At 73.3% G+C, this 25469-nt stretch carries 25 protein-coding genes; 5 read left to right on the top strand and 20 right to left on the bottom strand.

Annotated features, from left to right (window positions below; translation table 11 throughout):
• Positions 1-20 precede the first annotated feature (20 nt).
• Positions 21-1124, top strand: coding sequence for a methyl-accepting chemotaxis protein (locus tag Dsi01nite_RS35370; RefSeq protein ID WP_239136400.1), 1104 nt, complete (start codon positions 21-23; stop codon positions 1122-1124).
• A 69-nt stretch (positions 1125-1193) separates the two neighbouring features.
• On the opposite strand, the gene Dsi01nite_RS35365 is transcribed toward Dsi01nite_RS35370, so the two are convergent.
• Positions 1194-1814 carry a thioesterase family protein gene (locus Dsi01nite_RS35365; RefSeq protein ID WP_203850697.1) on the bottom strand — a complete coding sequence of 207 codons (621 nt, stop codon included), beginning with the start codon at positions 1812-1814 and terminating at the stop codon, positions 1194-1196.
• A 65-nt stretch (positions 1815-1879) separates the two neighbouring features.
• On the opposite strand from Dsi01nite_RS35365, the gene Dsi01nite_RS35360 reads away from it, so the two are divergent.
• Positions 1880-3490 (top strand): class I adenylate-forming enzyme family protein, encoded by a 1611-nt coding sequence (locus Dsi01nite_RS35360; protein ID WP_203850696.1) that lies wholly within the window; start codon positions 1880-1882, stop codon positions 3488-3490.
• 41 nt (positions 3491-3531) lie between these two features.
• Complete coding sequence (locus tag Dsi01nite_RS35355; RefSeq protein WP_203850695.1) at positions 3532-4452, top strand: RNA polymerase subunit sigma-70; 921 nt, start codon at positions 3532-3534, stop codon at positions 4450-4452.
• Positions 4453-4541: 89 nt separating this feature from the next.
• Here the strand turns inward: Dsi01nite_RS35355 and Dsi01nite_RS35350 are convergent, their stop codons facing one another.
• The 15 genes from Dsi01nite_RS35350 to Dsi01nite_RS35280 all read right to left on the bottom strand — a co-directional run bounded on the left by Dsi01nite_RS35350 (position 4542) and on the right by Dsi01nite_RS35280 (position 17035).
• Positions 4542-4775, bottom strand: coding sequence for a hypothetical protein (locus Dsi01nite_RS35350; protein WP_203850694.1), 234 nt, complete (start codon positions 4773-4775; stop codon positions 4542-4544).
• 82 nt (positions 4776-4857) lie between these two features.
• Positions 4858-6171 carry a lanthionine synthetase LanC family protein gene (locus tag Dsi01nite_RS35345; protein ID WP_203850693.1) on the bottom strand — a complete coding sequence of 438 codons (1314 nt, stop codon included), beginning with the start codon at positions 6169-6171 and terminating at the stop codon, positions 4858-4860.
• Positions 6172-6192: 21 nt separating this feature from the next.
• Positions 6193-7764, bottom strand: coding sequence for a class I adenylate-forming enzyme family protein (locus tag Dsi01nite_RS35340; RefSeq protein WP_203850692.1), 1572 nt, complete (start codon positions 7762-7764; stop codon positions 6193-6195).
• 58 nt (positions 7765-7822) lie between these two features.
• A complete protein-coding gene (locus Dsi01nite_RS35335; protein WP_203850691.1) occupies positions 7823-8548 on the bottom strand; it encodes an SDR family NAD(P)-dependent oxidoreductase in 726 nt (241 codons plus the stop codon).
• Positions 8548-9390, bottom strand: coding sequence for an enoyl-CoA hydratase (locus Dsi01nite_RS35330; RefSeq protein ID WP_203850690.1), 843 nt, complete (start codon positions 9388-9390; stop codon positions 8548-8550). The genes Dsi01nite_RS35335 and Dsi01nite_RS35330 overlap by 1 nt, the downstream gene beginning before the upstream one ends.
• Positions 9390-10280: an acyl-CoA dehydrogenase family protein gene (locus Dsi01nite_RS35325; RefSeq protein WP_203850689.1), complete on the bottom strand. Its 891-nt coding sequence runs from the start codon at positions 10278-10280 to the stop codon at positions 9390-9392. The genes Dsi01nite_RS35330 and Dsi01nite_RS35325 overlap by 1 nt, the downstream gene beginning before the upstream one ends.
• A gap of 10 nt (positions 10281-10290) precedes the next feature.
• Positions 10291-11424, bottom strand: a complete 1134-nt coding sequence (locus tag Dsi01nite_RS35320) for an acyl-CoA dehydrogenase family protein (protein ID WP_203850688.1) — start codon at positions 11422-11424, stop codon at positions 10291-10293.
• Complete coding sequence (locus Dsi01nite_RS35315) at positions 11421-12155, bottom strand: enoyl-CoA hydratase family protein (protein WP_203850687.1); 735 nt, start codon at positions 12153-12155, stop codon at positions 11421-11423. Before Dsi01nite_RS35315 ends, Dsi01nite_RS35320 begins: the two co-directional genes overlap by 4 nt.
• Complete coding sequence (locus Dsi01nite_RS35310) at positions 12152-12520, bottom strand: MaoC/PaaZ C-terminal domain-containing protein (RefSeq protein ID WP_203850686.1); 369 nt, start codon at positions 12518-12520, stop codon at positions 12152-12154. The genes Dsi01nite_RS35315 and Dsi01nite_RS35310 overlap by 4 nt, the downstream gene beginning before the upstream one ends.
• A gap of 73 nt (positions 12521-12593) precedes the next feature.
• Entirely contained in the window at positions 12594-13019 is a 426-nt protein-coding gene (locus tag Dsi01nite_RS35305) for an FAS1-like dehydratase domain-containing protein (protein ID WP_203850685.1), read from the bottom strand.
• Positions 13020-13028: 9 nt separating this feature from the next.
• On the bottom strand, positions 13029-13784 hold the full coding sequence (locus tag Dsi01nite_RS35300) for an SDR family oxidoreductase (RefSeq protein WP_203850684.1): 756 nt from the start codon (positions 13782-13784) through the stop codon (positions 13029-13031).
• Between the two features lie 2 nt (positions 13785-13786).
• Entirely contained in the window at positions 13787-14425 is a 639-nt protein-coding gene (locus Dsi01nite_RS35295; protein WP_203850683.1) for an acyltransferase, read from the bottom strand.
• Complete coding sequence (locus Dsi01nite_RS35290) at positions 14425-15474, bottom strand: NAD(P)H-dependent flavin oxidoreductase (protein WP_275423438.1); 1050 nt, start codon at positions 15472-15474, stop codon at positions 14425-14427. Before Dsi01nite_RS35290 ends, Dsi01nite_RS35295 begins: the two co-directional genes overlap by 1 nt.
• Positions 15471-16223: a CoA-transferase subunit beta gene (locus Dsi01nite_RS35285; protein WP_203850682.1), complete on the bottom strand. Its 753-nt coding sequence runs from the start codon at positions 16221-16223 to the stop codon at positions 15471-15473. The genes Dsi01nite_RS35290 and Dsi01nite_RS35285 overlap by 4 nt, the downstream gene beginning before the upstream one ends.
• The gene (locus tag Dsi01nite_RS35280) at positions 16220-17035 is read right to left on the bottom strand and encodes a CoA transferase subunit A (RefSeq protein ID WP_203850681.1); all 816 of its coding nucleotides are present in this window, start codon (positions 17033-17035) and stop codon (positions 16220-16222) included. The genes Dsi01nite_RS35285 and Dsi01nite_RS35280 overlap by 4 nt, the downstream gene beginning before the upstream one ends.
• Before the next feature lie 171 nt (positions 17036-17206).
• On the opposite strand from Dsi01nite_RS35280, the gene Dsi01nite_RS35275 reads away from it, so the two are divergent.
• Positions 17207-17803, top strand: coding sequence for a TetR/AcrR family transcriptional regulator (locus tag Dsi01nite_RS35275; protein WP_203850680.1), 597 nt, complete (start codon positions 17207-17209; stop codon positions 17801-17803).
• 3 nt (positions 17804-17806) lie between these two features.
• Here the strand turns inward: Dsi01nite_RS35275 and Dsi01nite_RS35270 are convergent, their stop codons facing one another.
• The gene (locus Dsi01nite_RS35270; protein ID WP_203850679.1) at positions 17807-18826 is read right to left on the bottom strand and encodes a hypothetical protein; all 1020 of its coding nucleotides are present in this window, start codon (positions 18824-18826) and stop codon (positions 17807-17809) included.
• Between the two features lie 67 nt (positions 18827-18893).
• A complete protein-coding gene (locus Dsi01nite_RS35265; protein WP_203850678.1) occupies positions 18894-21122 on the bottom strand; it encodes a hypothetical protein in 2229 nt (742 codons plus the stop codon).
• A gap of 376 nt (positions 21123-21498) precedes the next feature.
• On the opposite strand from Dsi01nite_RS35265, the gene Dsi01nite_RS35260 reads away from it, so the two are divergent.
• Positions 21499-22011 carry a hypothetical protein gene (locus Dsi01nite_RS35260; protein WP_203850677.1) on the top strand — a complete coding sequence of 171 codons (513 nt, stop codon included), beginning with the start codon at positions 21499-21501 and terminating at the stop codon, positions 22009-22011.
• Here the strand turns inward: Dsi01nite_RS35260 and Dsi01nite_RS35255 are convergent.
• Both Dsi01nite_RS35255 and Dsi01nite_RS35250 read right to left on the bottom strand, forming a co-directional pair.
• Positions 22001-22666, bottom strand: coding sequence for an RraA family protein (locus Dsi01nite_RS35255; RefSeq protein ID WP_239136398.1), 666 nt, complete (start codon positions 22664-22666; stop codon positions 22001-22003). The two genes, Dsi01nite_RS35260 and Dsi01nite_RS35255, sit on opposite strands and share 11 nt — an antisense overlap.
• Complete coding sequence (locus tag Dsi01nite_RS35250; RefSeq protein ID WP_203850676.1) at positions 22663-25419, bottom strand: AfsR/SARP family transcriptional regulator; 2757 nt, start codon at positions 25417-25419, stop codon at positions 22663-22665. Before Dsi01nite_RS35250 ends, Dsi01nite_RS35255 begins: the two co-directional genes overlap by 4 nt.
• Positions 25420-25469: the final 50 nt, after the last annotated feature.

Here is a 25469-nt window from a genome sequence, read left to right as displayed (position 1 = left end):
GCTCCATCATGTTCGTCGGATTGAGCGGGCAGATCGGCTCCACGCTGGTCGTCGGAGCGCTCGGGTTCGCCATCCTGTCGTGGACCGACGCGGCGGAGATCAAGTTCTCCACCGCCGTGCTGTTCATCGCGGTGCTCACCGTGATGAACGCCGTCGCCGCGTATCTCGGGATCAAACCCCTGCTCATCTCGGCGCGGACCATCCTCGCGCACCTCGACGCCATGGTGACCGGGGACCTGACCCGGCGCCTCGGGCTTCGACGCAAGGACGAGTTCGGGCTCATCGCCGACGCGCTCGACCAGGCCACCGCGTCGATCCACGGCGTCGTGCGCACGCTGGACCACTCGGCGACGGCCCTGGCCAGCACGTCCGGCGAGCTCAACACGGTCAGCAAGGGCTTCGGCCGCAGCGCCAACGACTCCAGCAACCGGGCCCAGGGAATCGTCGCCGCCGCCGAACGGGTCTCCAGCAACATCGACACCGTCGCGACCAGCTCCAGCGAGATGGGCGCCTCGATCCGGGAGATCGCGCAGAACGCGGCCCAGGCGGTCCGGGTCGGCACCGACGCGGTCGACGCCGCGAACGCCACCGATCAGACGGTGGCGCGGCTCGGTGCCTCCTCGACCGAGATCGGCAACGTGGTCAAGGTGATCACCTCGATCGCGGAGCAGACCAACCTGCTCGCCCTCAACGCCACCATCGAGGCGGCCCGGGCCGGCGACGCGGGCAAGGGGTTCGCCGTGGTCGCCGGCGAGGTGAAGGACCTCGCCCAGGAGACGGCGAAGGCCACGGAGGACATCTCCCGCCGGGTCGAGGCGATCCAGCAGGACACCGGCAACGCGGTGGAGGCCATCGCCCGGATCAGCGACATCATCGCGAAGATCAACGAGTATCAGCAGACGATCGCCGCCGCGGTCGAGGAGCAGGCGGCGGTCACCGCCGAGATGGACCGCAGCGTCAACGCCGCGGCCGGTGGCTCGGCGGAGATCGCGCACGGCATCGCCGGGGTCGCCGACGCGGCCAGCGCCGCCCAGGGCGGCGTGACCGACGCGCTCCGGCTCAACGATGACCTCGACCGCATGTCCGCCGAGCTCCGCGCGGTCGTCGCCACCTTCCGCATCTGACACCGCCCCGTCCCGGCACCCCACCGCCCGGTCCCGGAGTGGAGCGCGTCGGGAGGCGGACGGTCGGTGTCAGTGGCTGATCAGGGTCTGGGCGACCTGGCCGTCGCCGATCGGGCGGCCGTCGAGGGTGGCGTGCACGTCGAAGAGGTAGCGGCGGCCGCGGACGTCGGCGATCACGGCGGTCACCAGGAACTGCTGTCCGGTGTGCGCCGGGCCGGTGTGCCGCACGCCGATCCAGGTGCCCAGCGACGCGGTCGCCGGGGCGAAGTGCGGGCGCAGCACGTCGGCGGCGGTGTCCTCCATCGCCGCGACGAGCGCCGGGGTGCTCAGCACCGGTTCGGCGTCCGGGACGTGGTCGGTGGTCAGGTCGGCGGTCACCGTGAACGTGCGGGTGCATGCGGCACCCGGGCCGAGGGCGGTTCGCAGCAGCCGGTGCGGTGCCGAGGAACGGGGGGCGCCGTGGCGAACCCGCAGGTCGGCGACGATGCCCGCACCGTGCAGCAACCGTAGCGTCACGACCCGCCCGCTCGCGGAACGGTCCGCCTCGATCAACCGCAGCGGGCCCGGGGCGCCGGCCGGGACGCCGTGCCAGATCAGTTGCTCGACGTGGGCGTCGGGCGGGATCGGCAGCAGGGGCAGGACCCGGAGGTCGACAGGGGTACCCGCGGGGGCTGTCCAGAGATCCGGCACGCGGCGCTCCCTAACCTTGACACGCTCGAAGGGCTGGGAACAGAATTGCACAACCAAGCGCTTGTTTGGTAGACCTCTGGGGGTACTTCGTGCACGACCTGTTCCCCGCCGGCGCCGCGCCGGCGCCCGGCAGCGTCCACGAGCGCTACGTCGCCGACCGGCTCGCGGGGGTCGGCGACGGTGAGACGCTGCCCGACACCGTCCGACGGCACGCCGCGGCGCGGCCCGACGGCATCGCGTTCGTCGCCGGCGACGACCGGCTCACCTGGGCGCAGTTCGACGCCCGCTCGACCGCCTTCGCACGGCAGCTCAAAGACGCCGGGCTCCCCCGCGGCGCCCGCGTCGGCGTCCTGCTGCCCGACGGTGTGGAGGTGCACGTCGTGTACCTCGCCGCGATGAAGGCCGGCATGATCGTCGTGGCGATCGGCCCGCGGGCGGCCCGCCTCGAGGTGCGCCACCTGCTGACCGTCGGCGGCGCCACCGCCCTCGTCAGCCACGCCGAGCACCGTGGCGAGCCGGTCAGCGCGCTGGTTGACGGCCTTGACATCGCCGTACACCTCGAAATCGGGAAAATCGAGGACGGCGTCGTCGCGGCGAAAGGCCCCGACGAGCTGGGCCGAGGTGAGATCCACCTGCTGAACTCCACGTCGGGGACGACCGGCATGCCGAAGTGCGTGGTGCACAACCAGGACCGGTGGTTCTACTACCACGAGCTCGCCGTCGAGTGCGGCGACCTGCGCGCCGACGACGTGTTCCTGACGCTGATCCCGGCGCCCTACGGCTTCGCCCAGTGGACGGCGAACTTCACCCCGACGCTGCTCGGCGCGCCGACCGTGGTCATGCCCCGCTTCAACGCCGACGAGGCGTTGCGGCTCATCGAGCGGGAGCGGGTCACCGTGGTGTGCTGCGTCAGCACCCAGTTCATCATGATGCTCAACTCGCCGGTGGCGGCCGAGGTGGACCTGTCGTCGCTGCGGGTCATGTTCACCGGTGGTGAGGCGGTGCCGTTCGAGCGGGCCGCCGAGTTCGAGCGCCGCACCGGCGCCAAGGTGCTGCAGTTCTTCGGCTCCAACGAGACCGGCGCCCTGTCCCGGACCTCGGTCACCGACACCGTCGACCAGCGGCTGCGCACCGCCGGGAAGGTCATCGACGCGATGCGGGTCCGGCTGTTCGCCGAGGACGGCACCGACGTCACCGCCGCCGGCGGGCCCGGCCAGGCCGCCTGCGCGGGCCCCGCCACCTGCCTGGGCTACTTCGCCGACCCGGCCGCCAACGAGAAGCTGTTCACCGGCGACGGCTGGATGCTCACCGGCGACATCTGCACCGTCGACGCCGACGGCTACCTGCGGGTCGTGGACCGCAAGTCCGACTTCATCATCCGCGGCGGCAAGAACATCAGCGCCGCCGCGGTCGAGGACCACGTCGGCTCGCACCCCGCGGTGGCGATGGTGGCCGCGGTGGCGGTGCCGGACCCGACGTTCGGCGAGCGGGTCTGCGCGTTCGTGGTCCTGCGCGACGCGGCGACCCTCGACCTCGACGGGCTCCGCAGGCACCTCGACGCGCGCGGGGTGTCCCGCGACAACTGGCCGGAGCGGCTGGAGCTGGTGCCCGACCTCCCTCGCGGCTCCGGCGGCAAGATCGCCAAGGCGGAGCTCCGGCAGCGCCTGCGGAGGTAGGCCGGCGATTCCTTTCGGGGGCGGCCGCGGTCTACACGGTCATGAACCAGACTGCAGTGATGACGGCGCTGACCGAGGTGTTCGAGCGCGAGCGGCGTGGGCTGCTCGCACACAGTTACCGCATGCTCGGCACGTGGGACGAGGCCGAGGACGCGGTCCAGGAGGCATACCTGCGGGCGTTCAAGGGCTGGTCGGCGTTCGAGCAGCGGTCGTCGGTGCGGGTATGGCTCTACCGCATCGTCACCAACGTCTGCCTCACCGCCCTGACGGGCCGCAGCCGGCGGGCGTTGCCGTCGGACAGCGTGACCGAACCCGGAGACTGGATCCAGCCGATCCCGTCCGCGCTCGTCGGCGCCGATCCGGAGGCCGAGGTGGTGGCCCGGGAAGGGGTGCGGCTGGCGTTCGTCGCCGGGCTGCAGCTGCTGCCGGGCCGGCAGCGCGCCGTGCTGCTGCTGCGCGAGGTCCTGGCGTTCCCCGCCGCCGAGGTCGCCACGATGCTGGACATCAGCGTGGCGGCGGTCAAGAGCGCGTTGCAGCGGGCCCGGGCCACCATCGCCGAGGCGGCGCCGGCGCCGGACCGGATCACCGAACCGGCCGATCCGCGCACGCGCGAGCTGCTGCGGTCCTACATGGCCGCCTGGGAGCACGCGGACCCGGCCGCCTTCGCCCGCGTGCTGCGCGCCGACGCGGTCCTCAGCATGGTGCCGTCCGGGGTGCGCGCCGACGGGAACACCGCGTGCCTGGCCCTGGCGACGCCGGCGATGGACGGCGGGTGGCGGATGGAGGCGACCGGCGCCAACGGTCAGCCGGCCGCCCTCGCCTGGTGGCACGGCGAGCCCTACGGCGTGGCGGTGCTCACCGTCGCCGCCGACGGGATCGCCGCCGTCACCGTCTTCGCCGACGCCGCTCTCGTGGACCGGTTCACGGCAGCAACCGGCGGGCCGGGCCCCGGGCGTCCCTGAGCACAGCGGCCCGAAACGGCCAGGAGCCCGGGCGCCTGCGTGCAGCAGCCCGGGCCACCCGGAGTTTCGGGGGGTTCACCAGGAACGGGTCAGCGCAGCGGCCGCGCGTGGGTGCCGTGCGCCAACTGCCACTGCCGGACCTCGGCGGCGGTGGACGGCAGCAGGCGGAGCCGGGAGCGGGCCGGACGCGGCGCGGAGGCCTCGTCCACGCGGGCAGATGCGTGGCGCGGCCGGCGCGTCGACGAGGGCGGTGGCGCGGAGGCGGAGAGGAAGCGCTGGGCTGCGGTGACCCTGACGTTCGGGCGGACCAGGACCGGAGGCATGCATCGACAGTAATGGCCATCCGCGGTCGCCGATCCGGTCCGGACCGGGTGAACCGGGAAATCACCCTTCTCACCCGGCGTGTCAAGGACGCCGGGCACGGACGTCCGGCGGCACGGCCCACCACTGGTCCGGCCGGTCGACGACAGGGGCGGTGAGCCCCTGCTCCTCGACCCGGGCCAGGCGCAGCAGGAACGCGGCGATACCGGCGGAGCCCTGCATCCAGCTGGTGCCCGGCGGCAGCAGCGGCGGGTCCTGCCGGTGCTCGACGAACCGCCAGAACGCCCCGGCCTCGTCGCGGAGCGCCCGCTCGACCAGGGCCTCGGCCATCACCCGGGCGCCGGCGAGCAGCGCCTCCTCCGACGGGTCGTCCTGCGCCGCGTCCTGCGCCGCGTCGAGGAGGACGTCGCCGACGCCCGCGGTGCCGCAGCAGCGCCCGTCGTTGTCCCAGAAGCCGGGGCGCAGGCGGGCGGGCAGCCCGCAGGTGAGCAGCGAGTGCAGGCAGCGGCGGCGCAGCTCGCCGACGGCGAACCCGCCGACGTGTGAGACGCCGGCGAGGGCGAGGGCCGCAAACAGCTGGGAGGTCCCCGCCGGACCGTGGCACCAGGTGTAGGTGACCGGCTCGACCTCCCGCTGCGACGGCGGCGACGTGTGCGGCACGACGAACCCGCCGCCGGCCAGGTCCGCCACGGTGACCAGGTGCTCGCCGCCGCGCCGCGCGGCGTCGACGAAGTCGGCCCGGCCCAGCGCGCGACCGGCGACGGCGAGCGCGGCGGCCACCCCGGCCGTGCCGTGCGAGAAGTTCGGTGTGCTGGAGCGGTACCCCGGCCACATCCGCCAGTCCAGGCCACCCGCGGTCGGCTCGGCGACCTTCAGCAACGCTTCGCCGCCGGTGGTCAGGATCTCGGCCGCGTGCGGACCACCGGCCCACGCGGCGAGCAGCACGATCCCGGCGGTGCCCATGACCACGTCCGACGCCGGCTCGCGTGAATCCTCCCGCAGGGTGGTCTCCCAGCCGGCGGGCGTGCGCAGCCGGGCCAGGCGCTCCAGCACGGCGACCTCGCGGCCGGGCGCGAGCAGCCGCAGCGCGGTGGCGTCACCGGCCAGGCCGTCGTACAGCGAGGGCTCGTCGCGGTCCGCGGTCGACAGCCGCTCGACGATCGCGTCGGCGAGGGCCGTCTCGCCCGGCGTCCACGGCCGGTGCCGGCGGATCTCGGCGAGGACCGGCGCCAGTCCCGCGATGCCGTCGTAGAAGGAGTCGCGGAACTTGCCGGGTCGCTGGTCGTCACCGGTGACCGTCGCGGGCAGCCACAGGCCGTCGGCGTCGTGCCGCACCTGGGCGAGGGTCCACGCCCAGGCCGCCTCCCCGAGCTCCCGGTGCGTCGCGGCATCTCCCATGCCGCCACCGTAACCGGTACGTCAGGTGGGGAACCGGCGGGCGGCGTCCGCGCGCAGGGTGGCCTTGTCGACCTTGCCGCCGGTACCGATGGGCAGCTCGGGCAGGTCGACCAGGTACTCGGGCCAGTTCTGCTTCGACACGCCGGTCGCGTCCAGGTGCAGGCGCAGGGCGTCGAGGGTGAGCGGCGCACGGGTGACGACGTAGGCGCAGACGCGTTCGCCGAGGACCGGGTCGGGCACGGCGACCACCGCGGCCTGCGCGACGTCGGGGTGCCCGCCGACCGCCTCCTCGACGACGAGGGCGCTGACGTTGTGGCCGCCGCGGATGATGAAGTCCGCGATCCGCCCGGTGATGGCCAGGTAGCCGTCGGCGTCGACGGTGGCCACGTCGCCGGTGAGCAGCCACCCGTCGGGGCGGAACAGGGCGGCGTTCGCGGCGGCGTCGTCGAGGTACCCGGGGGTGCAGCCGGGGCCCGCCGCCGCCACCTGCCCCGGGCCGCCGGGGACGTCGGCGCCGTCGGCCAGGAGCCGCAGCCGGGCGCCGGGGACCGGACGGCCGGCGGTGGTGAGCCGGGCCGGCTGCGGGTCGTCGACCGTGGTCACCGACAGCGGGCCGGCCTCGTTGGAGCCGTAGAACTGCAGGACGGCGCACCCGGTGCGGTCCTCGAACTCGCGGGCCCGGGCGACCGGGACCCGTTCCCCGCCGGTGAACATGACCCGCAGCGACGACAGGTCCGTGGTCGCGAACGCCGGGTCGTTGAGCAGCATGATGAACTGGGCGGTGACGGCGCACAGGACGGTGACCCGGTGCCGCTCGATGAGGCGCAGCGTCTCCGCGGCGTCGAACTCGGCGGCGAGGACGGTCGGGTAGCCATACATGGCGGGCACGACGTGGGCGCTCCACAGGCCGAAGCCGTAGGGGGCGGGCAGCACGCTGGCGAAGACCTCGTCCGGGCCGAACCGGCCGGCGGCGTGGGCGAGCGGGCCGAAGTACTTGCGGTTGTTCATCGTCTGCCGGACGCATTTCGGCAGGCCGGTGGTGCCGGAGGTGGAGTTGACGAAGAACAGGTCGTCCGCGCCGAGCCCGGGGCCTTCGAACCGGCCGGCCGGCAGCCCGGACAGGTCGAGCACGACGTGCCTGGGCGCGCCGCAGCGGGCGGCGATCTCGGCACCGGGCCGTCCCCGGTGCGCCGATCGGGTGGCGAGGCCCACCGCGCCCGTCTTGGCGAGAAGGTGGCGGATCTCGGCGTCGCCGGCCCGGGGTCCGATGCCGACGGTGACCAGCCCGGCCTTCTGCGCGGCCAGGTACGCGACGTGGGTGAGCGCCCCGCCGGTGAGCAGGACGGCGAGCCGGTCACCCGGCCGGAACCCCGCCTCCGCGTAGGACGCGGCCAGGCGGGACGAGAGCGCGTCGTAGTCGCCCCAGGTGAACGTGCCCTCGGGGGCGATGAACGCGACCCGGGCAGGGTCGTTGCGGGCGACCATGGTGGCGATCGTGTCCGCGGTCCAGTCACCGGTGGCGTAGTGGGCGGCGACGACATCCGGCGGGTACTCAGACACCGGCGCGCCGGCGTCCGGTCGGTGCTCAGGCACCGGCACTCCGGCGTCCGGTCGGTGCTCAGACACCGGCGCTCCGGCGTCCCGTCGGTGCTCAGACACCGGCGCCCCCGTCGAGCCGCAGCACCGCGCCGGTGGCGAAGCGTGCCTCCGCCGAGCCGAGGTAGGCGATCGCGGCGGCGACCTCGGCCGGGTCGGCGACCGGCGGGTCGAGCAGCGCCCGGGCGTGCCCGGCCAGCCGCGGGTCCTGGTCCGCCGCGGGCACCAGGTCGCGTTTCAGCGGCGTGTCCACGGATCCCGGGCAGACGCAGGCGACCCGCACCCCGTCGGGTGCGTACTCCACCGCCAGGGCCCGGGTGAGCCCGACGACCCCGGCCTTGGCGGCGGAGTACGCCGCGCTGTACCGCCAGCCGCGCACCCCCGCCAGGGAGGCGACGTTGACGACGGCTCCCCGGGTGGCGACCAGGTGCGGCAGGGCGGCGCGGCAGGCGAGGAACGTGCCGGTGAGGTTCACCGCGAGGATCCGGTCCCACTCGGCCAGGGTGACGTCGGTGGTGTGCGCGGACGCGGCGACCCCGGCGACGTTGGCGAGGAGGTCGAGCCGGCCGCCCCGGACCAGGGCGTCGGCGACGGCGGCCGCGACCTGCTCCTCGTCGCGCAGGTCGCATTCGATGCCCTGGACACCGTCGACGTGGACGGGCGCGAGGTCGAGGCCGACGACCCGGGCGCCTTCGTCGCGCAGGCGGATCGCCGTGGCCCGTCCGATGCCGGAGGCGGCACCGGTGACGAGGGCGACGCGGCCGTCGTAGCGGTGCGGCATCAGCGACCGCCGTCGCGCATGGACCTGGCGTCGTGCCCCGCCAGGGAGTCCTGACCCACTTCGGCGTTGTGCGCGTGCGCGACGTGGTGCAGCCCGAACACCGAGTCCATTCCGGCGCGCAGCCCCATCAGATCCTCGGCCTGGTTGACGGCCTTCTTCGTCAGGGCCAGGCCGAGCCGGGGCATCTGCGCGATCCGCCGCGCGATGTCCATCGTGGACGACTCCAGGTCGGCGCGGGGCACGACCCGGTTGACCATGCCGAGCTGCAGGGCCCGCTCGGCGTGCACCCGCTCGCCGAGGAACAGGAACTCCTTCGCGTGGCGGGGGCCCATCACCCACGGGTGGGCGAAGTACTCGACGCCGGGGATGCCCATCTTCACGACGGGGTCGGCGAAGAACGCGTCGTCGGCGGCGACGATGAGGTCGCAGCACCAGGCGAGCATCAGCCCGCCCGCGATGCAGGCGCCCTGGACCGCGGCGATGGTCGGTTTCGGCAGCTCCCGCCAGCGCCGGCACATGCCCAGGTAGACCTCGGACTCGCGGGCGAACCGGCTCTCCGCGCCAGGTTTGCCGACGTGGTCCCACCAGAGCCCGGCGCGGCGCGGAAACGTGGTGTCGACGTCCCGGCCGGGGGTGCCGATGTCGTGCCCGGCGGAGAAGTGCTTGCCCTCCCCCGTGAGCACGATGACCTTCACCTCATCGTCGTCGGCGGCCCGGTACAGCGCGTCGTCGAGCGCGTAGGTCATCGCCGAGTTCTGCGCGTTGCCGTACTGGGGCCGGTGCATCGTCACGATCGCCACCGGCCCGTCGGTACGGTAGCGAACGACGTCTTCGTCGGTCATCAAAGCTCCTTCGGCAGGCCGATCGTGGTGGCGAGCGCGTCGAGCCGGTCGCCGGGGGTGGCGAGGGCGGCGAGGGCCCAGGCGCGTTTGGCGTAGCGGTGCAGCTCGTATTCGACGGTGTAGCCGATCGCGCCGTGGCACTGGATCGCGGCGCGGCTCGCGGCGTGGGCGGCGTCGGCGGCGAGCACCACGGCCCCGTCGACGGCTTCGCGTGCGCCCGCGCCCTCCCGCAGTGCCCAGGCGGCGGCGAGGACGGCGGGGCGGGCGAACTCGAGGCCGAGGTACGCGTCGGCGAGCTGGTGCTTGACGGCCTGGAAGCTGCCGACGGGCGCGCCGAACTGGTGCCGCTGCTTGACGTAGCCGACGGTCAGCTCCAGCATCCGCCGCCCGAGCCCGACCAGCTCGGCGGCGTGCCCGAGGGCGGCGCGGGCGGCGGCCGCCCCGACGAGTGCCGGGTCGTCGGTGAGGACCTCACCGGCGGTGGACGCGACCGCGTCCAGGCTGATGTCCACAGTGGACGCCTTGACCCGGGCGCCGCCGGCGCGGGCGGTGCCGCCGTCGAGGTGCAGCACGAGGTCGGCGTGGCCGCCGAACGGGGTGAGGCCACCGGGCCCGGCGACCGCAACCCGCAAGGTCCCCGCGGCGGCCCGGTCGTCGCCCAGGGCGAGGAGCAGCGGCGCGGCGACGAACGCGGTCGCGGTCACCGGCGCGGCGACGGCGGCGTGGCCTACCTCCTCGAGGACCGGCACGAGGTCGGTCTCGTCCAGGCCGAGGTCGGTCATGGCGGCGAAGACCCCGATGCCGGCGAGGGCGTCCCAGTCCCCCGCCGCGAGGGGTGCCGTGACCGCGTCGCGCAGGGCGACCTGGTCCTCGGTCAACGCGAACCGCACGGTGGCTCCTTCACGCTCGGGGCAGGCCGAGGACGCGCTCGGCGACGATGTTGCGCTGGATCTCGTTGGTGCCGGCGTAGATCGGCCCGGCGAGGGAGAACTGGAAGCCGCGGGTCCACGGGGAGTCCAGGACGGCCTCGCCGCCGAGCAGCTCCAGGGCGATCTCGTGCAGCTCGATGTCCAGCCGCGACCAGAACAGCTTGTTGAGGCTGGACCGCGCGCCGGGGGCCCGGCCCTCGACGAGGTCGGTGACCTGGTTGAGGGTGAACAGCTGATACGCGCGGGCGTTGAGCCAGGCCCGGGTGACCCGCTCCCGCACGGCGGGCCGCAGCCGGTCGCCCTGGGCGGCGGCGAGCGCGATGAGCCGCTGCGCGGTGTGCAGGAACCGGCCCGGGGAGCGCAGCGTGAGGCCGCGTTCGGAGCCGGTGGTGGACATGGCCACCTGCCAGCCGCTGCCGGGTTCGCCCAGGACCGCGTCGGCGGGCACGTGGACGTTGTCGAAGAAGACCTCGGCGAAGCCCTCGTCGCCGTCGAGGCGGCCGAAGCCGCGGACCGTGACCCCGTCGGCGTCCAGCGGCACGAGGAAGTAGGTCAGGCCGCGGTGGCGGGCGGCGGCCGGGTCGGTGCGGAACAGCCCGAACAGGTGCGTGCTGAACGCGCCGCGGGTCGTCCAGGTCTTCTGCCCGTTGAGCCGCCAGCCCCCCTCAACGGCCGACGCGCGGCTGGTGATGGCGGCGAGGTCGCTGCCGGCGCCGGGCTCGGACCAGCCCTGGCACCACAGGTCCTGGGCGGCGGCCATCCGCGGCAGCAGCCGGTCCTGTTGGTCCGGCGTGCCGAACTCGAACAGCGTCGGGGCGAGCAGGAAGATGCCGTTCTGGGTGACCCGTTGCGGCGCCCCGGCGGCGTAGTACTCCTCCTCGAAGATGAGCCACTGCCACAGGGACGCGTCGCGGCCGCCGTACCGCCGCGGCCACGACACGACCGCCCAACCGGCGTCGAACAGGGCGCGCTCCCAGTGCAGGTGCTCGGCGAAGCCGTCGCGGGTGTCGCCGGACGGCAGCGGCCCGGGGACGTTGGCGCGCAGCCAGTCGCGGGCCTCGGCCCGGAACTCGGCCTCCTCCGCGGTGTCCAGTAGGCTGATCATTTACCGAAATCCATCCGGACCTGGTCGGCCACGCCGGTGAGGTTGAGCTCGAAGGTGAAGCCCTGCTCGTAGCGGTAGCTGCGTTTCGGGTCCCACGGGTCGATGCCGTTGAGCGACTCCTTCGCCGCGCGGATGACCTGCGGGTCCTTGCCGGCGATGTCGTGGGCGACGGCGAAGGCCGCGGCCCGCAGCTCCTCGCGGGGCACGACGCTGAGGACCGAGCCGAAGGCGTGCAGTTCGGCGGCGGTGGCGGTGGCCGAGGTGTACATCATGGCCCGCATCTTGTGCTGCGGCACCAGCCGGGACAGATGGGTGGCCGCACCCAGGGCGCCGCGGTCGACCTCGGGCAGCCCGAACGTGGCGTCCTCGGAGGCGACGATGACGTCGGCGTTGCCGACGAGGCCGATGCCGCCGCCGAGGCAGAAGCCGTGCACGGCGGCGATGACGGGGACGGGGCAGTCGTAGACGGCGCTGAACGCGGCCGCGCAGCCCCGGTTGACCCCGACGAGGGCGGCGTGACTCGTCGCGGCCTGCAGTTCCTTGATGTCGACGCCGGCGTTGAAGCCGCGCCCCTCGGCGCGCAGCACCACGGCGCGGACCGCGGGGTCGGCGCCGGCCGCGTCGAGGGCGGCGGCGAGGGCGAACCAGCCGGCCACCGGCAGCGCGTTCACCGGCGGGTTGGCCATGACGATCTCGGCCACGCCCAGGTCGTCCACTGTGGACTCGATCACGGTGTCTCCAAAGCGAAGGTGGCCCAGCCGTAGACGGCGACGGTGCCGTCCTGGGTGGTGCAGGTCATCTCGACGTCGAGGCTCTCGGTGTCCTGCCGCACGACGGTGCCGTCGCAGGTGACGGTGTCGCCGGGGAAGACCTGGGCGGCGAAGCGGACCCGGAAGGAGCGGATCGCGCCGGCACCGAACCGGTCGGTGGCCCAGGTCGCCAGGTAGCCCGCCTGCAGCATGCCCAGCGACAGCGGCGCGGGCAGGCCGGTGGACACGGCGAACGGCTCGTCGTGGTGGATCGGGTTGAAGTCGCCGGAGGCGCCCTGGTAGCGCACCAGGTCCGTGCGGGTCAGCGGACCGAAGGTGGAGCTCATGCCGCCACCTTCCGCTGCGCTCCAGGCGTCGGCCTGAGCCGGACCTGCGACATGATTCGCTCGCGAAGCTCGCTCATGCCGTCTCGACCCCCGTCAGGCGGGCGGTGGCGACGTGCCGGCCGGCCTCGTCGTGGAACTCGGTGACCATCACGGCGAACGCGAGGGTGCCGCTGCGGCCCTCCTTGCGGGTGACCGACTCGATCCGGGACCGTCCGGTGAGCCGGTCGCCGGCGCGCGGCGGCGGGCCGTGGAACACGAACTCCTGCTCGGCGTGCAGGCCCTTGCGCTGGTCCATCGCGACCGCGGTCCACGGGTCGGACACACCGGTCTGCCAGAAGAACGCCGTGGTGAGGAACGTCGGCGGGATCACCGGGTCGTCCGTTTCGAGGTATGCGGGGTTCGCCGAGCCGGTCGCCCGGGCGAACTCGCGGATCTTGCCGCGTTCGACGTCGAGGGTGAACGGCTCGCCGATCGCCCCGACGGCACTGTCGTCGACCATGCCGGGCTCCTAGGGGTGTTGACTGCTGACCGAGACGACCTCGCCGGTCATGTACGAGCTGTATTCGCTGGCCAGGAACACGATCACGTTGGCGATCTCCCACGGCTCGGCGGGGCGCCCGAACGCCTCCCGGGTGGACAGCTCGGCCAGGAGCTCGTCCGTGGTGACCTTCGCCAGGTGCGGATGCATCGCCAGGCTGGGCGCGACGGCGTTGACCCGCACCCCGGCGTGCGCCGCCTCGAGGGCGGAGCAGCGGGTGAGTGCCATGACCCCGGCCTTCGCCGCCGCGTAGTGCGCCTGGCCCTCCTGGGCCCGCCAACCGATGACGGAGGCGTTGTTGACGATCACGCCGGTGCCGCGCGGGATCATGTGTCGCAGCGCGGCTCTGGTGCAGCGGAAGGTGCCGGTGAGCGTGACGTCCAGGACGCTGCCCCACTGCTCGTCGGTCATGTCGACCACCGCCGCGGTGCCGCCGAGCCCGGCGTTGTTGACGAGGACGTCCAGGCCGCCGCCGAAGTGCGCCACGGCGGTGGCGAACAGGTGCTCGACCTGCGCCTGGTCGGTGACGTCGCACGGCACCCCGAGGACGCCGAGCCGGTCGGCGGCCTCGGCGAGGCGGCGCTCGTGCCGGTCGGAGACGACGACGCGGGCACCCTCCTCGACGCACCGCTCGGCGGTGGCGAACCCGATACCGGTGCCCGCGGCGGCGGTCACCAGCACGGTGCGCCCGGCGAGCAGCCCGTGGCCCTGAGTTCTGGAAGGCATGATCACGACTCTACCAAGCGCTTGCTTGGTGCGCCAGAGGCACGCCGGGCCTGGTCGAGCGGCACCGCGGTCGCCGCGGAGGTCGACAGCGCCGGCCGGTCCGGCTCGGGCGCCGGCAGCGGCTCCACCGGACGTAGTGAGCGGCTGCGCACGGCGAGCGCCTGGTAGACCCCGGTCCCGTGCGCCTTCCAGGCCAGCTCGACGTCCGTCAGGTCCCGCACGACGCGGGCCGGCACGCCGGCGGCCAGGGTCCTCGGCGGCACCTCGAACTCGGCCTTGACGAGGGAGTGCGCGCCGACGAACGCGTACTCGCCGACGAACGCGCCGTCCAGCACGACCGCGTTGATGCCGATGAGCGCGCCCTCGCCGACCCGGCAGCCGTGCAGCACCGCACCGTGCCCGACGTGCCCGTCCGGGCCCACCGTCAACACCGTGCCCGGAAACGTGTGCAGCACGCAGGAGTCCTGCACGTTGGATCCTTCCGAAAGGACGATCCGGCCGAAGTCGCCGCGCAGGCTGGCCAGGGGCCCGACGTAACAGCCGGCGCCGACGTGGACGTCGCCGATGAGCACCGCGGTCGGGTGCACGTACGCGGACGGGTGGACGACCGGGATGACGTCCTCGATGGCGTAGGCGGGCATCAGGCGAGCCGTTTCAGGGTGTCGGCGGCCTCGGCCATGATGCGGTCGATCAGCTCGGCGCAGCTGGGCACGTCGTCGATGAGGCCGGCGACCTGCCCGGTGGCCATGACGCCGGCGTCGGCCCGGCCGTCGAGCATGGCGGCGCGGATCAGCATCGGCGTGTTCGCGGCGAGGACCAGCTGGCTCAGCCGCAGCTCGTGGCTGCCGCGCATGGCCCGGCCCTCGCGCAGCATCGACAGCCACGACCGGCCGGTCATCCTCCGCAGCGTCCGCGCGCTGCGCACGGCCCGTGGCAGCCGCCGCAGCGCGCCGGTCTCGCCGAGCCCGTCGACGAACGGGGTGCGCAGGACCCGCTGGGGGACGCCGTCCAGCGCGGTGGTGACCACCGTGTCGGTGAGGGTGGCGTCCAGGTAGCGCTGCCGCACGGATTCGGAGACCGGGCTGTCGCTGGTGAGCAGGAACCGGGTGCCCATCGCGATCCCGGCGGCGCCGTAGGCGAGGGCGGCGACCAGGCCGCGCCCGTCGAAGAAGCCGCCCGCCGCGATGACGGGGATGTCGACGGCGTCGACGACCTGCGGCAGCAGCAGCGTGGTGGGGACCTGGCCGGTGTGCCCGCCGCCCTCGCCGCCCTGCACGACGACCGCGTCCACGCCCCAGGCGGCGACCTTCTCCGCGTGGCGGCGCGCGCCGACGGACGGCACGACCACCACCCCGGCGGCCTTGAGCCGCTCGATCAGTTCGGGCTTCGGCGCGAGGGCGAACGATGCCACCCGTACACCTTCCCGGATGAGGAGGTCCGCGCGCTTCGCGGCGTCCGGTGCGTCGGCGCGCAGGTTGACCCCGAACGGCGCGTCAGTCAGCTTCCGCACGTCGCTGATCGCGGTGACGAGCTCCTCGTAGGACAGGGTCGCGCTGGCGAGGATGCCGAGGCCGCCGGCGTTGGCGGTGGCGGCGGTGAGCCGGGCGTCGGAGACCCAGCCCATGCCGGTCTGCACGATCGGGTGGCGGATGCCGAACAGGTCGCAGATCGGCGTCCGCAGCGAGCTCACCCCTCCACCTCCCGGGCACGCACCGACGCCGGGTCGATGACCTCGCGGATCAGGGCGAGTTCCGCGTCGGTCGGCAGCCGCGTCTGCGGGACGTCAGCGGGCACGGTCAGCTCGAAGCCGGTCGCGGCGACGATTTCGTCGACGGTGACGCCGGGATGCACCGAGACCAGGCGCATCCGGTGGTCGGCGGTGCCGAAGTCGAAGACGCCGAGGTTGCTGACCACCCGGCGGATCTCGTGGTACCGGCCGGCGGCGGGATTCGCGGCGGCCCGGTCATAGCCGACACCGCTGACCATGTCCACCGCGGCGACGAACGAGCGGTGCCCGTGCCGCGGCACCCAGTAGCTGGTCGGGTGGTTGACGGTGTTGCCGGGCGCGCCCCGCACGCCGAGCAGCGCGCGGGTCGGCCGGGCGAAGTCGCCGATGGCCGAGATGTTGGCGTTGCCGTAGCGGTCGATCTGGCTGGGGCCCATCATGACGTGCCGGCGGCCGGTGTAGAGCAGGTCGAACACGGCCCGGAACGGGATCCAGCCCTCGATGACCGGTGGCGTGCCGCCGATCGCCCAGGTGCCCTGGGTCAGGTATGCCTCACCGTCGGACAGCAGCAGGTCCGGGGCGAACGTGGCGCGGGCCAGACGGGCGGCGATGCTCGGCACGAGGCCGATCGGGCTGGCGAGGATCTCCCCGTCGCCGCGCCACACCTCGGCGCACGCGACGACGCAGACCTCCGCGCGGGTGATGACGCTCATGCCGGGACTCCCAGGTAACGGTCGTAGAAGGCGGCCCACGCCTGCGGGTCGGCGGCGGCGGTGACGTATTCGCGCTGGAACGCCTCGTCCCGGCCGTAGTCGGGGTCGCAGGAGGTGAAGTGCGCGCCGCCGGGCGCCTCGACCACGCCGTGCACCATCCACCGCTGCAGCAGCAGCGACTGCACCGGGGCGGTCCTGGTCAGCTCCGCGGTGTCCAGGACCTGTTCGCACGACACGTACGCCTTGTCGGCCGCCGAGCAGAACAGGTCGTCGAAGTACGGGTCGGGCCCGAGGTACTGGGCGTTGCCGTGCACGTCGGCCCGGTTGAGGTGGACCAGGGCCGCGTCCAGGCGCACCGCCGGGATCGCGACGAGCTCCTCGTCGCCGTAGGGCGAGGCGACGGTCCGCAGGCCCGGGTTGACCTTCAGCACGTCGGAGCCGAGGCCGGCCCGGCTGGGCATGAACGGCAGCCGGCAGGCGGCGGCGTACAGCGCCCAGCGCAGCATGCCCTCGTCGTATTCGGTCACCTCCACCGCACCGGACTGGCGGGCGGCCCGGAAGTGCGGCTCGAGCGGGATCGTGTCCAGGGACACGAACCCGTACACCAGGCGGCGGACCTTCTTGGCAGCCAGCAACAGCCCGACATCGGGCCCGCCGTAGCTGACGATGGTCAGGTCGGTGAGGTCGGAGCGCAGGATCGCGCGCACCAGGGACATCGGCTTGCGTCTGGATCCCCAGCCGCCGATCCCGATCGTCATGCCCGAGCGCAGCTGCGCCACGACCTCGTCTTCGGTCATCTGCTTGTTCGCCATCGCCGCCTTCTTCACCGCGCAGGCCGGACCTTGCCCGGTGAACGTACCAAGCGCTTGCTTGATTACGCTACACTCGCGTCTGAGCCGTATTTCACGGCCGCGGTCCACGTACACTCCTGGTGCGAACGGGATAGACGAGGCTGCATTACGACATCGGTGAGGAAGAGCGGGATGGCGCGAGAGCCTGGGGATCGACGCGAACGGATTCTCGCCAGCGCTGCGGCGTTGTTCGCCCGCAAGGGCGTGTCGGCGACGACCGTGCGTGAGATCGCCGACGAGGCCGGGATCCTGTCCGGCAGCCTGTATCACCACTTCGAGTCCAAGGAAGCCATGGTCGACGAGATCGTGACCTCCTACCTGGAAGACCTACGGACCCGCTACAAGCGGGTGCTGGACGGCGAGAGCCACCCGCGGACCCGCCTGCACGACCTCATCGTCGCCTCGCTCGAGGTCGTCGAGGCGCACCCGCACGCCACCGAGATCTACCAGAACGACGTCAACTACCTGACCCAGATCGAACGGTTCGGATACCTGCGCACCGCCGGCAAGGAGGTGCAGCAGACCTGGCTGTCGGTCATCGAGGCCGGCATCGCCGAGGGCGTCATCCGCGACGACCTGGACCCGAAGATCCTCTACCGGCTGATGCGTGACGCCGTGTGGCTGTCGGTGCGCTGGTTCAAGCCGACCGCGGCGTATCCGATCACCCGCCTCGCGGAGGACTGCACGTCCCTGTTCCTCGACGGCCTGTCCAAGCCCGTGCAGGCGTGAGCCTCAGGCTTCCCGGAAGCTCATGATCGTGTCGAAACAGTCGCGGAGGTCCTCCGGGGTGACCCGTTCGCCGTTGTCGGGCAGGTCGGGCCGGAACGTGCGGTAGACCGGCGACATCAGGATGAGCACCCGCCCGATCAGCTCGATCGGCAGCGACACCCCCGCGTGCCGGAAGCCGATCAGCACCGGCTGATACTCGTTGACCCAGCTCCGCGACGCGCCGTGCCCGACCTCCCAGCGGCTCACCGGCACCGCCCGGAGCAGGCACTCGGCGAGGTAGTACACGATCGCGTCGATGATGGCCAGGGACTCGTCGTCCCAGTGCGCGGGGGCCTGCAGCGCGGTGCGCCCGAACCACATCGGCAGGTCCGCGTCGCGCGGGACGCTGTAGCGGTTCCGGGCGTCGGCCACGACGAAGTCGGTGGGCGCATCGGCGGGTCTCGGCTTGAAGCGGGTCACCGCCCACGACCACAGCGGCACGAGACTGTCCCGGCTGAAGTCGAGCGGGCCATCGGCCTGGTCACGCAGCCAGGCCAGGCGCGGTCCGGCCGACGACAGGTATTCGCGCAGGTACCGCTCGGCCGCCTCGTCCGCGGCCCTGTGGTCGGGTTTGCGCCGCTTCCTGGCGGGTCCGCCCGGGGCCAGCAGGTCCAGGGCCCGGTCCAGGGGCGCGTCGGTGACGTCGCCGCCGTCGAGGAACACCCTGGCGCCGGTGGTCCGGGCCAGGTCCCGCAGCACCTCCAGGACCGGCGTGCACTCGGCGCGGAAGTCACCGCCCGGACCGGCGCTGTCGCTGTCCCACACCGAGACGGCGACGCGCTGCACGCCGGCCGGGCCGCCGTAGAGGAACCACTGCGATCCGAGCCGCGCGCCGTCGTGGAACAGCTCGGCGCAGTCGTCCGGCGCGATCGGCACGGTCAGGTCCGGGACGTCGCCGAACAGCGGGGCGAGCGCGCCGGCCACCGCATCAGCCGGCAGGTCGAGGCCAGCCTCCGGCTCGCCCTGCTCGTTCAGCTTGATCACTGCGAGGGATGCACCCATATGTCCGGTGGGCCGGGGTCGCGAACGACCCCGGCCCGGCCTCCGTTCGCTACACGTCCGGCGTGTGGATCGTGAAGGGGATCTTGTTGTCGACCAGGCACTTCAGCAGGTCCTCCGACGGGCCCAGGCTGTTGTAGGCGCCGTGCGGCATGAAGTGCCAATGTACTGCGCGGATGTTCTTGCCGTGCACGGCACGACCGGCCGGCGTCAGCATCCAGGCGTCCTTCTGGCACTGGGTGACCTCGGAGCCGTAGTTCGACACACCCGCCTTCACCTCGTGGAGCGTGAACTCGCCCGGCGGGTCCTCGACCGCCACGTCGGCCTTCCGCGACCGCGAGCGCGGCGTCGGGTACCCCGTCGTGTCGACCTCGAACTGCCGGTGCCGCGTGCCGCTGAGCAGGGTGTCGTGCAGGTAGTCCTCGGCCCGCGCGCCGCTGTACTGGAACGGCACCCGCGCACCCGGGACGTGGTTCGGGTCGTACATCGCCCGCGCGATCCGGCGGATGTCGGTGCGGTCGCCACGGGCCAGCCGGACCAGTCCGGCCTTGCTGAACCGGCTCGCGTTGAGGCTGGGGCCCACCGACACGGCCGACTCACCGACCAGCGCGTCCCAGTCGGCGCCGAGGATGAGCTGGAGCGCCGTCTCCTTGACGAAGTCCGGGATCTTGTCGTAACGCGTGACGAACCTGAGCACCGCGTCGATGCGGTGCGTGAACTTCAGGACGAACCGGGCCGCCTTGCCGGGGATCGCGATCGCGTCGCCGACGTAGGGCACCACGCCGAGGATGCTCAGCCCCGCGCTGACCCAGTCGCCGTGGATGACCCCGGCGATCGTGTCCCGCAGGTCGGCCAGGCCACCGAGGATCCAGCCCACCACCGGGATCGCGCTGAGCCCGCCGGAGCAGAGGTTGCCGGCCAGCCACGCCATCGAGTCACGCGGCGAGAAGTCGCCGGCGAACATCCCGAGCAGGAAGTCGGTGACGTACGTCCACTTGCTGATCTGCTCGTCCGGGCGGCCGGGGTCGAGGCCCTGGTCCTCGACGTGGACCGACTCGTAGTCGTCGCGGAGGCCGTCGCCGTCGCTGTCCTGGTTGAGCGGGTTGATCGACCACTCGTTGACCTCGGCGCCGTCGGAGAGCCCGTCGCCGTCGGTGTCGACGTTGCTCGGGTCGGTCTCCTCCTCCGCCTCGGCGATGTCGATGAGGCCGTCGCCGTCGGTGTCGTCCAGGTTCGGCGCCGGCACGATCGGTGGCGCGCCGCCGCCCAGCGGCGGCTGCTCACGCGGGTCGGGCACGAGCGGGTTGGTGCCCCGGCTGACCTCGGCCCCGTCGCTGACGCCGTCGTGGTCGGTGTCGGCCTCCGTCGGCGCGGTGCCCAGCTCCTGCTCCCGCAGGTTGCTCAGACCGTCGCCGTCGACGTCCTCGGCGCCGTCGCCGATCCCGTCGCCGTCGCTGTCGGCGGAGTTCGCCTTGGTCCAGCCGCTCAGCTGGTAGATCTCGAACTTGTCGGTGAGCCCGTCGGAGTCGGAGTCGACCAGCAGCGGGCTCGCGCCGAACCGCAGCTCCACCACGTCGACCACACCGTCGGCGTCGTGGTCACCGTCGTAGGTGATGCCCAGGCGGGTCAGCACGTTGTACGCCGAGCCCCAGGCCTGGGCGTTGTGCACCGTGGCCGGCTCCGGGTTGGCCTTGCGCAGCATGTCGTCGGCCTTGGCCAGCGACGATCGCGCCGCATCGAGGTCGCCGAACGCCGCGGCCAGCCCCGGCGGTGCCGGAGCGGGAGGCGGGCCGGCCCGGAACGGCCCGATCGTCGCCTCCGCGTCCTGGACGGACGCGTCCGCGAGGAGCCGGATACCGGTGAGCGACAGCACGAGGCCGTCGACGTAGGCGACGAGCGCGTCGCCGGTCGGCTTGCCGCCGCCGCTGACCCGGCCCTTCAGGTAGGACTCGAGGTGCTTGAGGTTGCCGAACGCCGCGTCGGCGCTCGCGGTGTCCTTGAACCGCGCCCCGTCGAAGTAGCGCGTGTCGAGGTCGGCCAGCACCGGCGCGAGCCGGTTCCGGCCGAGGTCGTCGATGAGGTGCGGCTGCAGCCGCTTGCCCGCCTCGGCGATCGAGGCGCGGGCGTCCCGCGTGTACGTGGCGCTCGGAATCTTGGCGACCTCGACCTGCCAGTCGACCGGCTCGGCGGCCCGGGCCGGCGCCGCGAGCAGCTGAGCGGTGACGATCGCCGCGACCCCGAGGATGCAATGTCGTCGAATCGAATGCGCAAGTCTGCGCACGACGCCTCCCGTGAGTGTCGTCCCCCGGAGCCCCGTGCTTCCGGAGACGCGGCGAAGGTATCGACGCACATGCCTCAATGCAATCGACGGCCGTCGACTGGTGTGGGTCAGTTTGCCGCCATCGACCCGACGTCCGGAAACAGGTGGACGGACGGCGGATGGCGCCGCCCCACGGATGCCCGCCGGCCCGCCCGGGCGCGGCCTCGCCGGGTCGCGGATCCCCTGGTCGGCGCGTTGCGCCAGGTAACGGGGCGTTTCCGGTCTCGGATGCGTTACCACGAACCGGGACTTTTCGCAGCAGAAGCGAAGTCGGACCCGTTGCTGCTTTCGGGTCGATCGGCTTCTATGGTGAGTCAGTCAAAAGGTAAGGAATCACATGCGCAAGTTGAACCCGGTCCAGCTCGAACAGCTCCGCGCGTCGAACCGGCGGTTGCGCCTCGGGTTCCTCGTGGCCATCGGCATCGTCGTCCTCGGGATCGCGCTCATGATCATCCTGGACAGCGAGCTGCTCGGCATCGGCGGTGCCACCGTCGCGTCCTTCGTGATCGTGATCGCGCTCGGCGCCAACCAGGGCGTGATGAAGGCGCTGCAGCTCGGCCCCCACGACGCACGGGCCATCCTCGCCCAGGACCGGCAGCGCCGCCGCGGCAAACCCGGTCTGTCCCCGACGGTGCGGGCCAACCTGCTCCTCGCCGGCGGGCTGGTCAGCCTGGTGGTGTTGGTGATCGCCGCGGCCTACATCTACCAGCACGCCGGCAAGACCGTCGAGGAGGGCGCTCCGACGGACCCGTGGCTGACGACCAGCTTCATCGCCGGCTTCATCAGCCTGATCGCGACGCCGACCCTGCTGCTCCAGTCACAGGCGGCCAGGCACCCGGTCAGACGGTGAAGCGCAGCCTCGACGGCTCGCCGCGGGTCAGCCGCTCGACGTGCTCGGCCAGGTTGAGCAGCTCGCCGAGCGTCGCGCCCTGATCCAGCCGCTCCACCACGCGCGCCTCGGCGGCCATGACCTCCTTCGCCCTGGTGAGCTGCGCTACGGCTGTGGCCGGGTCGAGGACCACGATGCCGTCGTGATCGGCGATCACGATGTCACCCGGATGGACCGGCACGCCGCCGCAGCTGACGCCGTTCGAGGTCGCGGCCGGGCGGACCGTGGTGCCGGCCTTCGGGGTGACGTGCCGGCTGTACACCGGCAGCTGGCACATCGCGACGAACCGCAGGTCCCGGTAACCACCGTCGATGATGATCCCGGCCAGTCCCTTGCTCAGCGCCACCCGGGCGAAGATCTCACCGGCGAGGGCGGTCTCGCGTCGGCCGCCGTCGACCACCAGCACGTCGCCGGGTTCGGCCCGCTCGAGCGCCTGAATCACGCCGAGGAAGTCGTCCCGGCAGCGCACGGTGCGTGCCGGCCCGCACAGGACCGGGTTGGCCGACCGGCACCGCAACGCCGCCGACATGACGCGCAGGTCGTCGACGGCATCGCACAACGCGGTGGTGTCCACCTCGGCCGCCAGCCGGCGGATCACATCCGGATGCTCGCTCACTCCGCGACGATACCGCCGCGCGCGTCGCCCGCCGGCGTCGCGCTACGGTGCCTGACGACGGCCGCCTCGCGGGTGCGGCCCTGCTCCTCGTACAGCGCCAGCGCCGCGCGCCACGCCGCGGCCGCGTCCTTGGGCCGCCCCAGCTCCTCGTAGACCTCCCCGAGGTGCGTCAGCGTGTCGCCCTCCTGGTACGTGTCGCCGAGCATGCGGCGCAGCTCCAGCGCCCGGCCGTAGTGCCGCAGCGCCTCCGCGGGCCGCCCCCGGTGGCGGGCGATGTAGCCCAGGCTGTCGCGGGTGTACGCCTCCGTCTCGAGGAAGCCGTGCTCCCGGCAGAGGGCCAGGGCGCGGCGGCAGTACCCGTCGGCCGCGTCGTGCTGCGCCACCCGGGCGTGATACCAGCCGACGGCGTTGAGCGCCTCGGCCTCACGCGCGGGGTTGCTCAGCGTCGTCCGGATGCGCAGGTTCTCCTCCGCGTGGGTCAGGGCCTGCCGGTCATCGCCGACGTGCTCCCAGGCGAGGGCGAGGTTGAGCTGCGTCTGCGCCTGGCCGTCAGGGTCACCGGCCGCCGCATAGCCGGCGGCCGCCAGGTGGAGATGGTGCAGCGCCGGCTCGTGCCGGCCGAGCGGCACATACGCCCGGCCCAACAACCGGTGGTTGAGCGCGACGGCACCGCGGTTGCCGAGCGCCCCGGTCGCCGGCAGCGCGACCTCCAGCATGGCGACCCGCTCGGCGAGCAGGGCCCGCCGCCACTGGAACGTGTCGAGCGCCCAGGCGAGCCGCCATACCTCGGCGTGCCGGCCGTCCTCGGCGGCCGCCCGGTGGATGGCCAACAAGACCTGGTGCTCGGCCGCGAACCAGGGCATGGCATCCAGGGCAATGGCCGGACCGCCCGGGTTCGCGGCGATCGGGGTGCGTTGCGGCGCCAGCACCCGATCGGCGGCGACGGCCGCGTCGGCGTAGAAGGTCGCCAGTCGCCCGCGGGCGAGCCGGACGGCGCCGTCGGGCTGGTCCTCGGCGCAGCACTCGGCGGCGTACAGATGCACCAGGTCGTGCATGCGGTACCGGCCGGGAGCGTGCTCCTGGAGCAGGTACGCGGCGGTCAGCCGGCGCAGCGCCGACCGCGTCCGGCCGACGGGCTGCCCGATCAGCTCGGCCGCGGCGGGCAGCCCGATGTCCGGGCCGGGCGCCGCGCCCAGCAGCCCGAACGCCGCGGCCAGCGGCGGATCGAGGGCCCGGTATGACGCGGCGAACACCGCCCGGAGGTCGGCGTTGAGGTCACCGGCATCGAGCGCGTCCAGCCGCGCCGAACGGTCGTCGAGCTCCTCCGCCAGCGCCGCCAGCGGCAGTGCGGACTGGATCCGGGCCCGGGCCGCCACGATGCTCGTGGCCAGTGGCAGGCCCGCGCAGTGTGCGACAAGCGCCGCGGCGGCCTCCGGCTCCTGCGCCGCCCGGCCACGGCCGACGTGGTGCACCAGGAGCTCACGCCCTTCCGCGCTCGGCAACGCGTCCAGCGTCAGCGGCCGGGCACCGGCCGCCGTCACCAGCCCCGCGAGCTGCCATCGACCGGTGACCAGGACCGTGCAGGCCGCGCTGCCCGGCAGCAGCGGCTCGACCTGCGCGGACGTGCGGGCGTTGTCGAGCAGCACCAGCATCCGGCGGCCGGCGACGATGCTGCGGTACAGCGCCGACCGGCTCGCCAGGTCGGCCGGCACCTCGGACGGCGCGACGCCGAGCGCCTCCAGGAAGCCGCGCAGGGCGACGGAGGCGGGCACCGGATCATCGGTCGGATCGAAGCCACGCAGGTCGACGTACAGCTGACCGTCCGGAAACCGCGCGACGTTGCGGTGCGCCCAGTGCAGTGCGAGGGTCGTCTTGCCGATCCCGCCGGTGCCGCCGATCGTCGCGACCGCCATCGCCGCACCGGCGTCGGCGATCCGGTCGACCTCGGCCAGCTCCCGCTGCCGGCCGACGAACACCGCCGGCGGAGCCGGCAACTGCCGCGGCACCTGCATGGCCCCGCCGCTGCCGGCAAGGCCGGGATCACCGGCGAGCATCCGCTGGTGCAGGTGCTGCAGCGCCGTCCCGGGCTCGCCGCCCAGGTCCTCACGCAGCCGGGCGCGGGTCAGCCGGTAGCGCGCCAGGGCGTCCGCGGCCCGGCCGCCGCGATACAGGGCGAGCATGAGTTGACCGGCGACCCGCTCATCGAGCGGGTGTGCCTCGGCCCGGGCGAACAGGTCGCCCAGCAGGACGCCGTGCCGGCCGAGCCGGAGCAGGACGTCGCCGTGGTCCAGCTCGGCGGCGTGCCGTTCCCGGTCGGCGGCCTGCCGCTGCAGGTTGAAGTACGGCGTGTCCAGGTCGCTGAACGCAGTGCCCCGCCACAGCTCCAACGCCTCGGCGTAGAGGACCGCGGCCAGCTCGTCGGGCGCGGCGCGGGCGCGGACGCACAGCTGCCGGAACCGGTGCACGTCCACCGCGGCCGGCTCGGCCGCGAGCAGGTAGCCGCCGGCGCTCCGGCGCAGCGCCGTCCCGTCGCCGAGGACCCCGCGGAGCCGGGAGAGGTAGCTGTAGAGCGTCGGCCGCGCCCGCCGGGGCCGGGCCGGACCCCACACCCGCTCGACGAGATCGCCGGTCGGCACGACCCTGCCGACGTCGACCAGCAGTGCCGCCAGGACACCGCGCTGGCGCGCGGGACCGACGTCCAGTGGCGTGCCGTCATTGCGTGCCTCGATGGTGCCGAGCAGGCGGAACTCCAACGTCGCCTCGACCGTCCTGGTGTCGCCGATGATTCAAGGTTTTGTCAATC

It is taken from the genome of Dactylosporangium siamense (assembly GCF_016862795.1).
In the GTDB taxonomy this organism is placed as follows: Bacteria; Actinomycetota; Actinomycetes; order Mycobacteriales; family Micromonosporaceae; genus Dactylosporangium; species Dactylosporangium siamense.
Note: the sequence above shows the minus strand (reverse complement) of the source record. Positions and strands in the feature narration are given on the sequence as shown.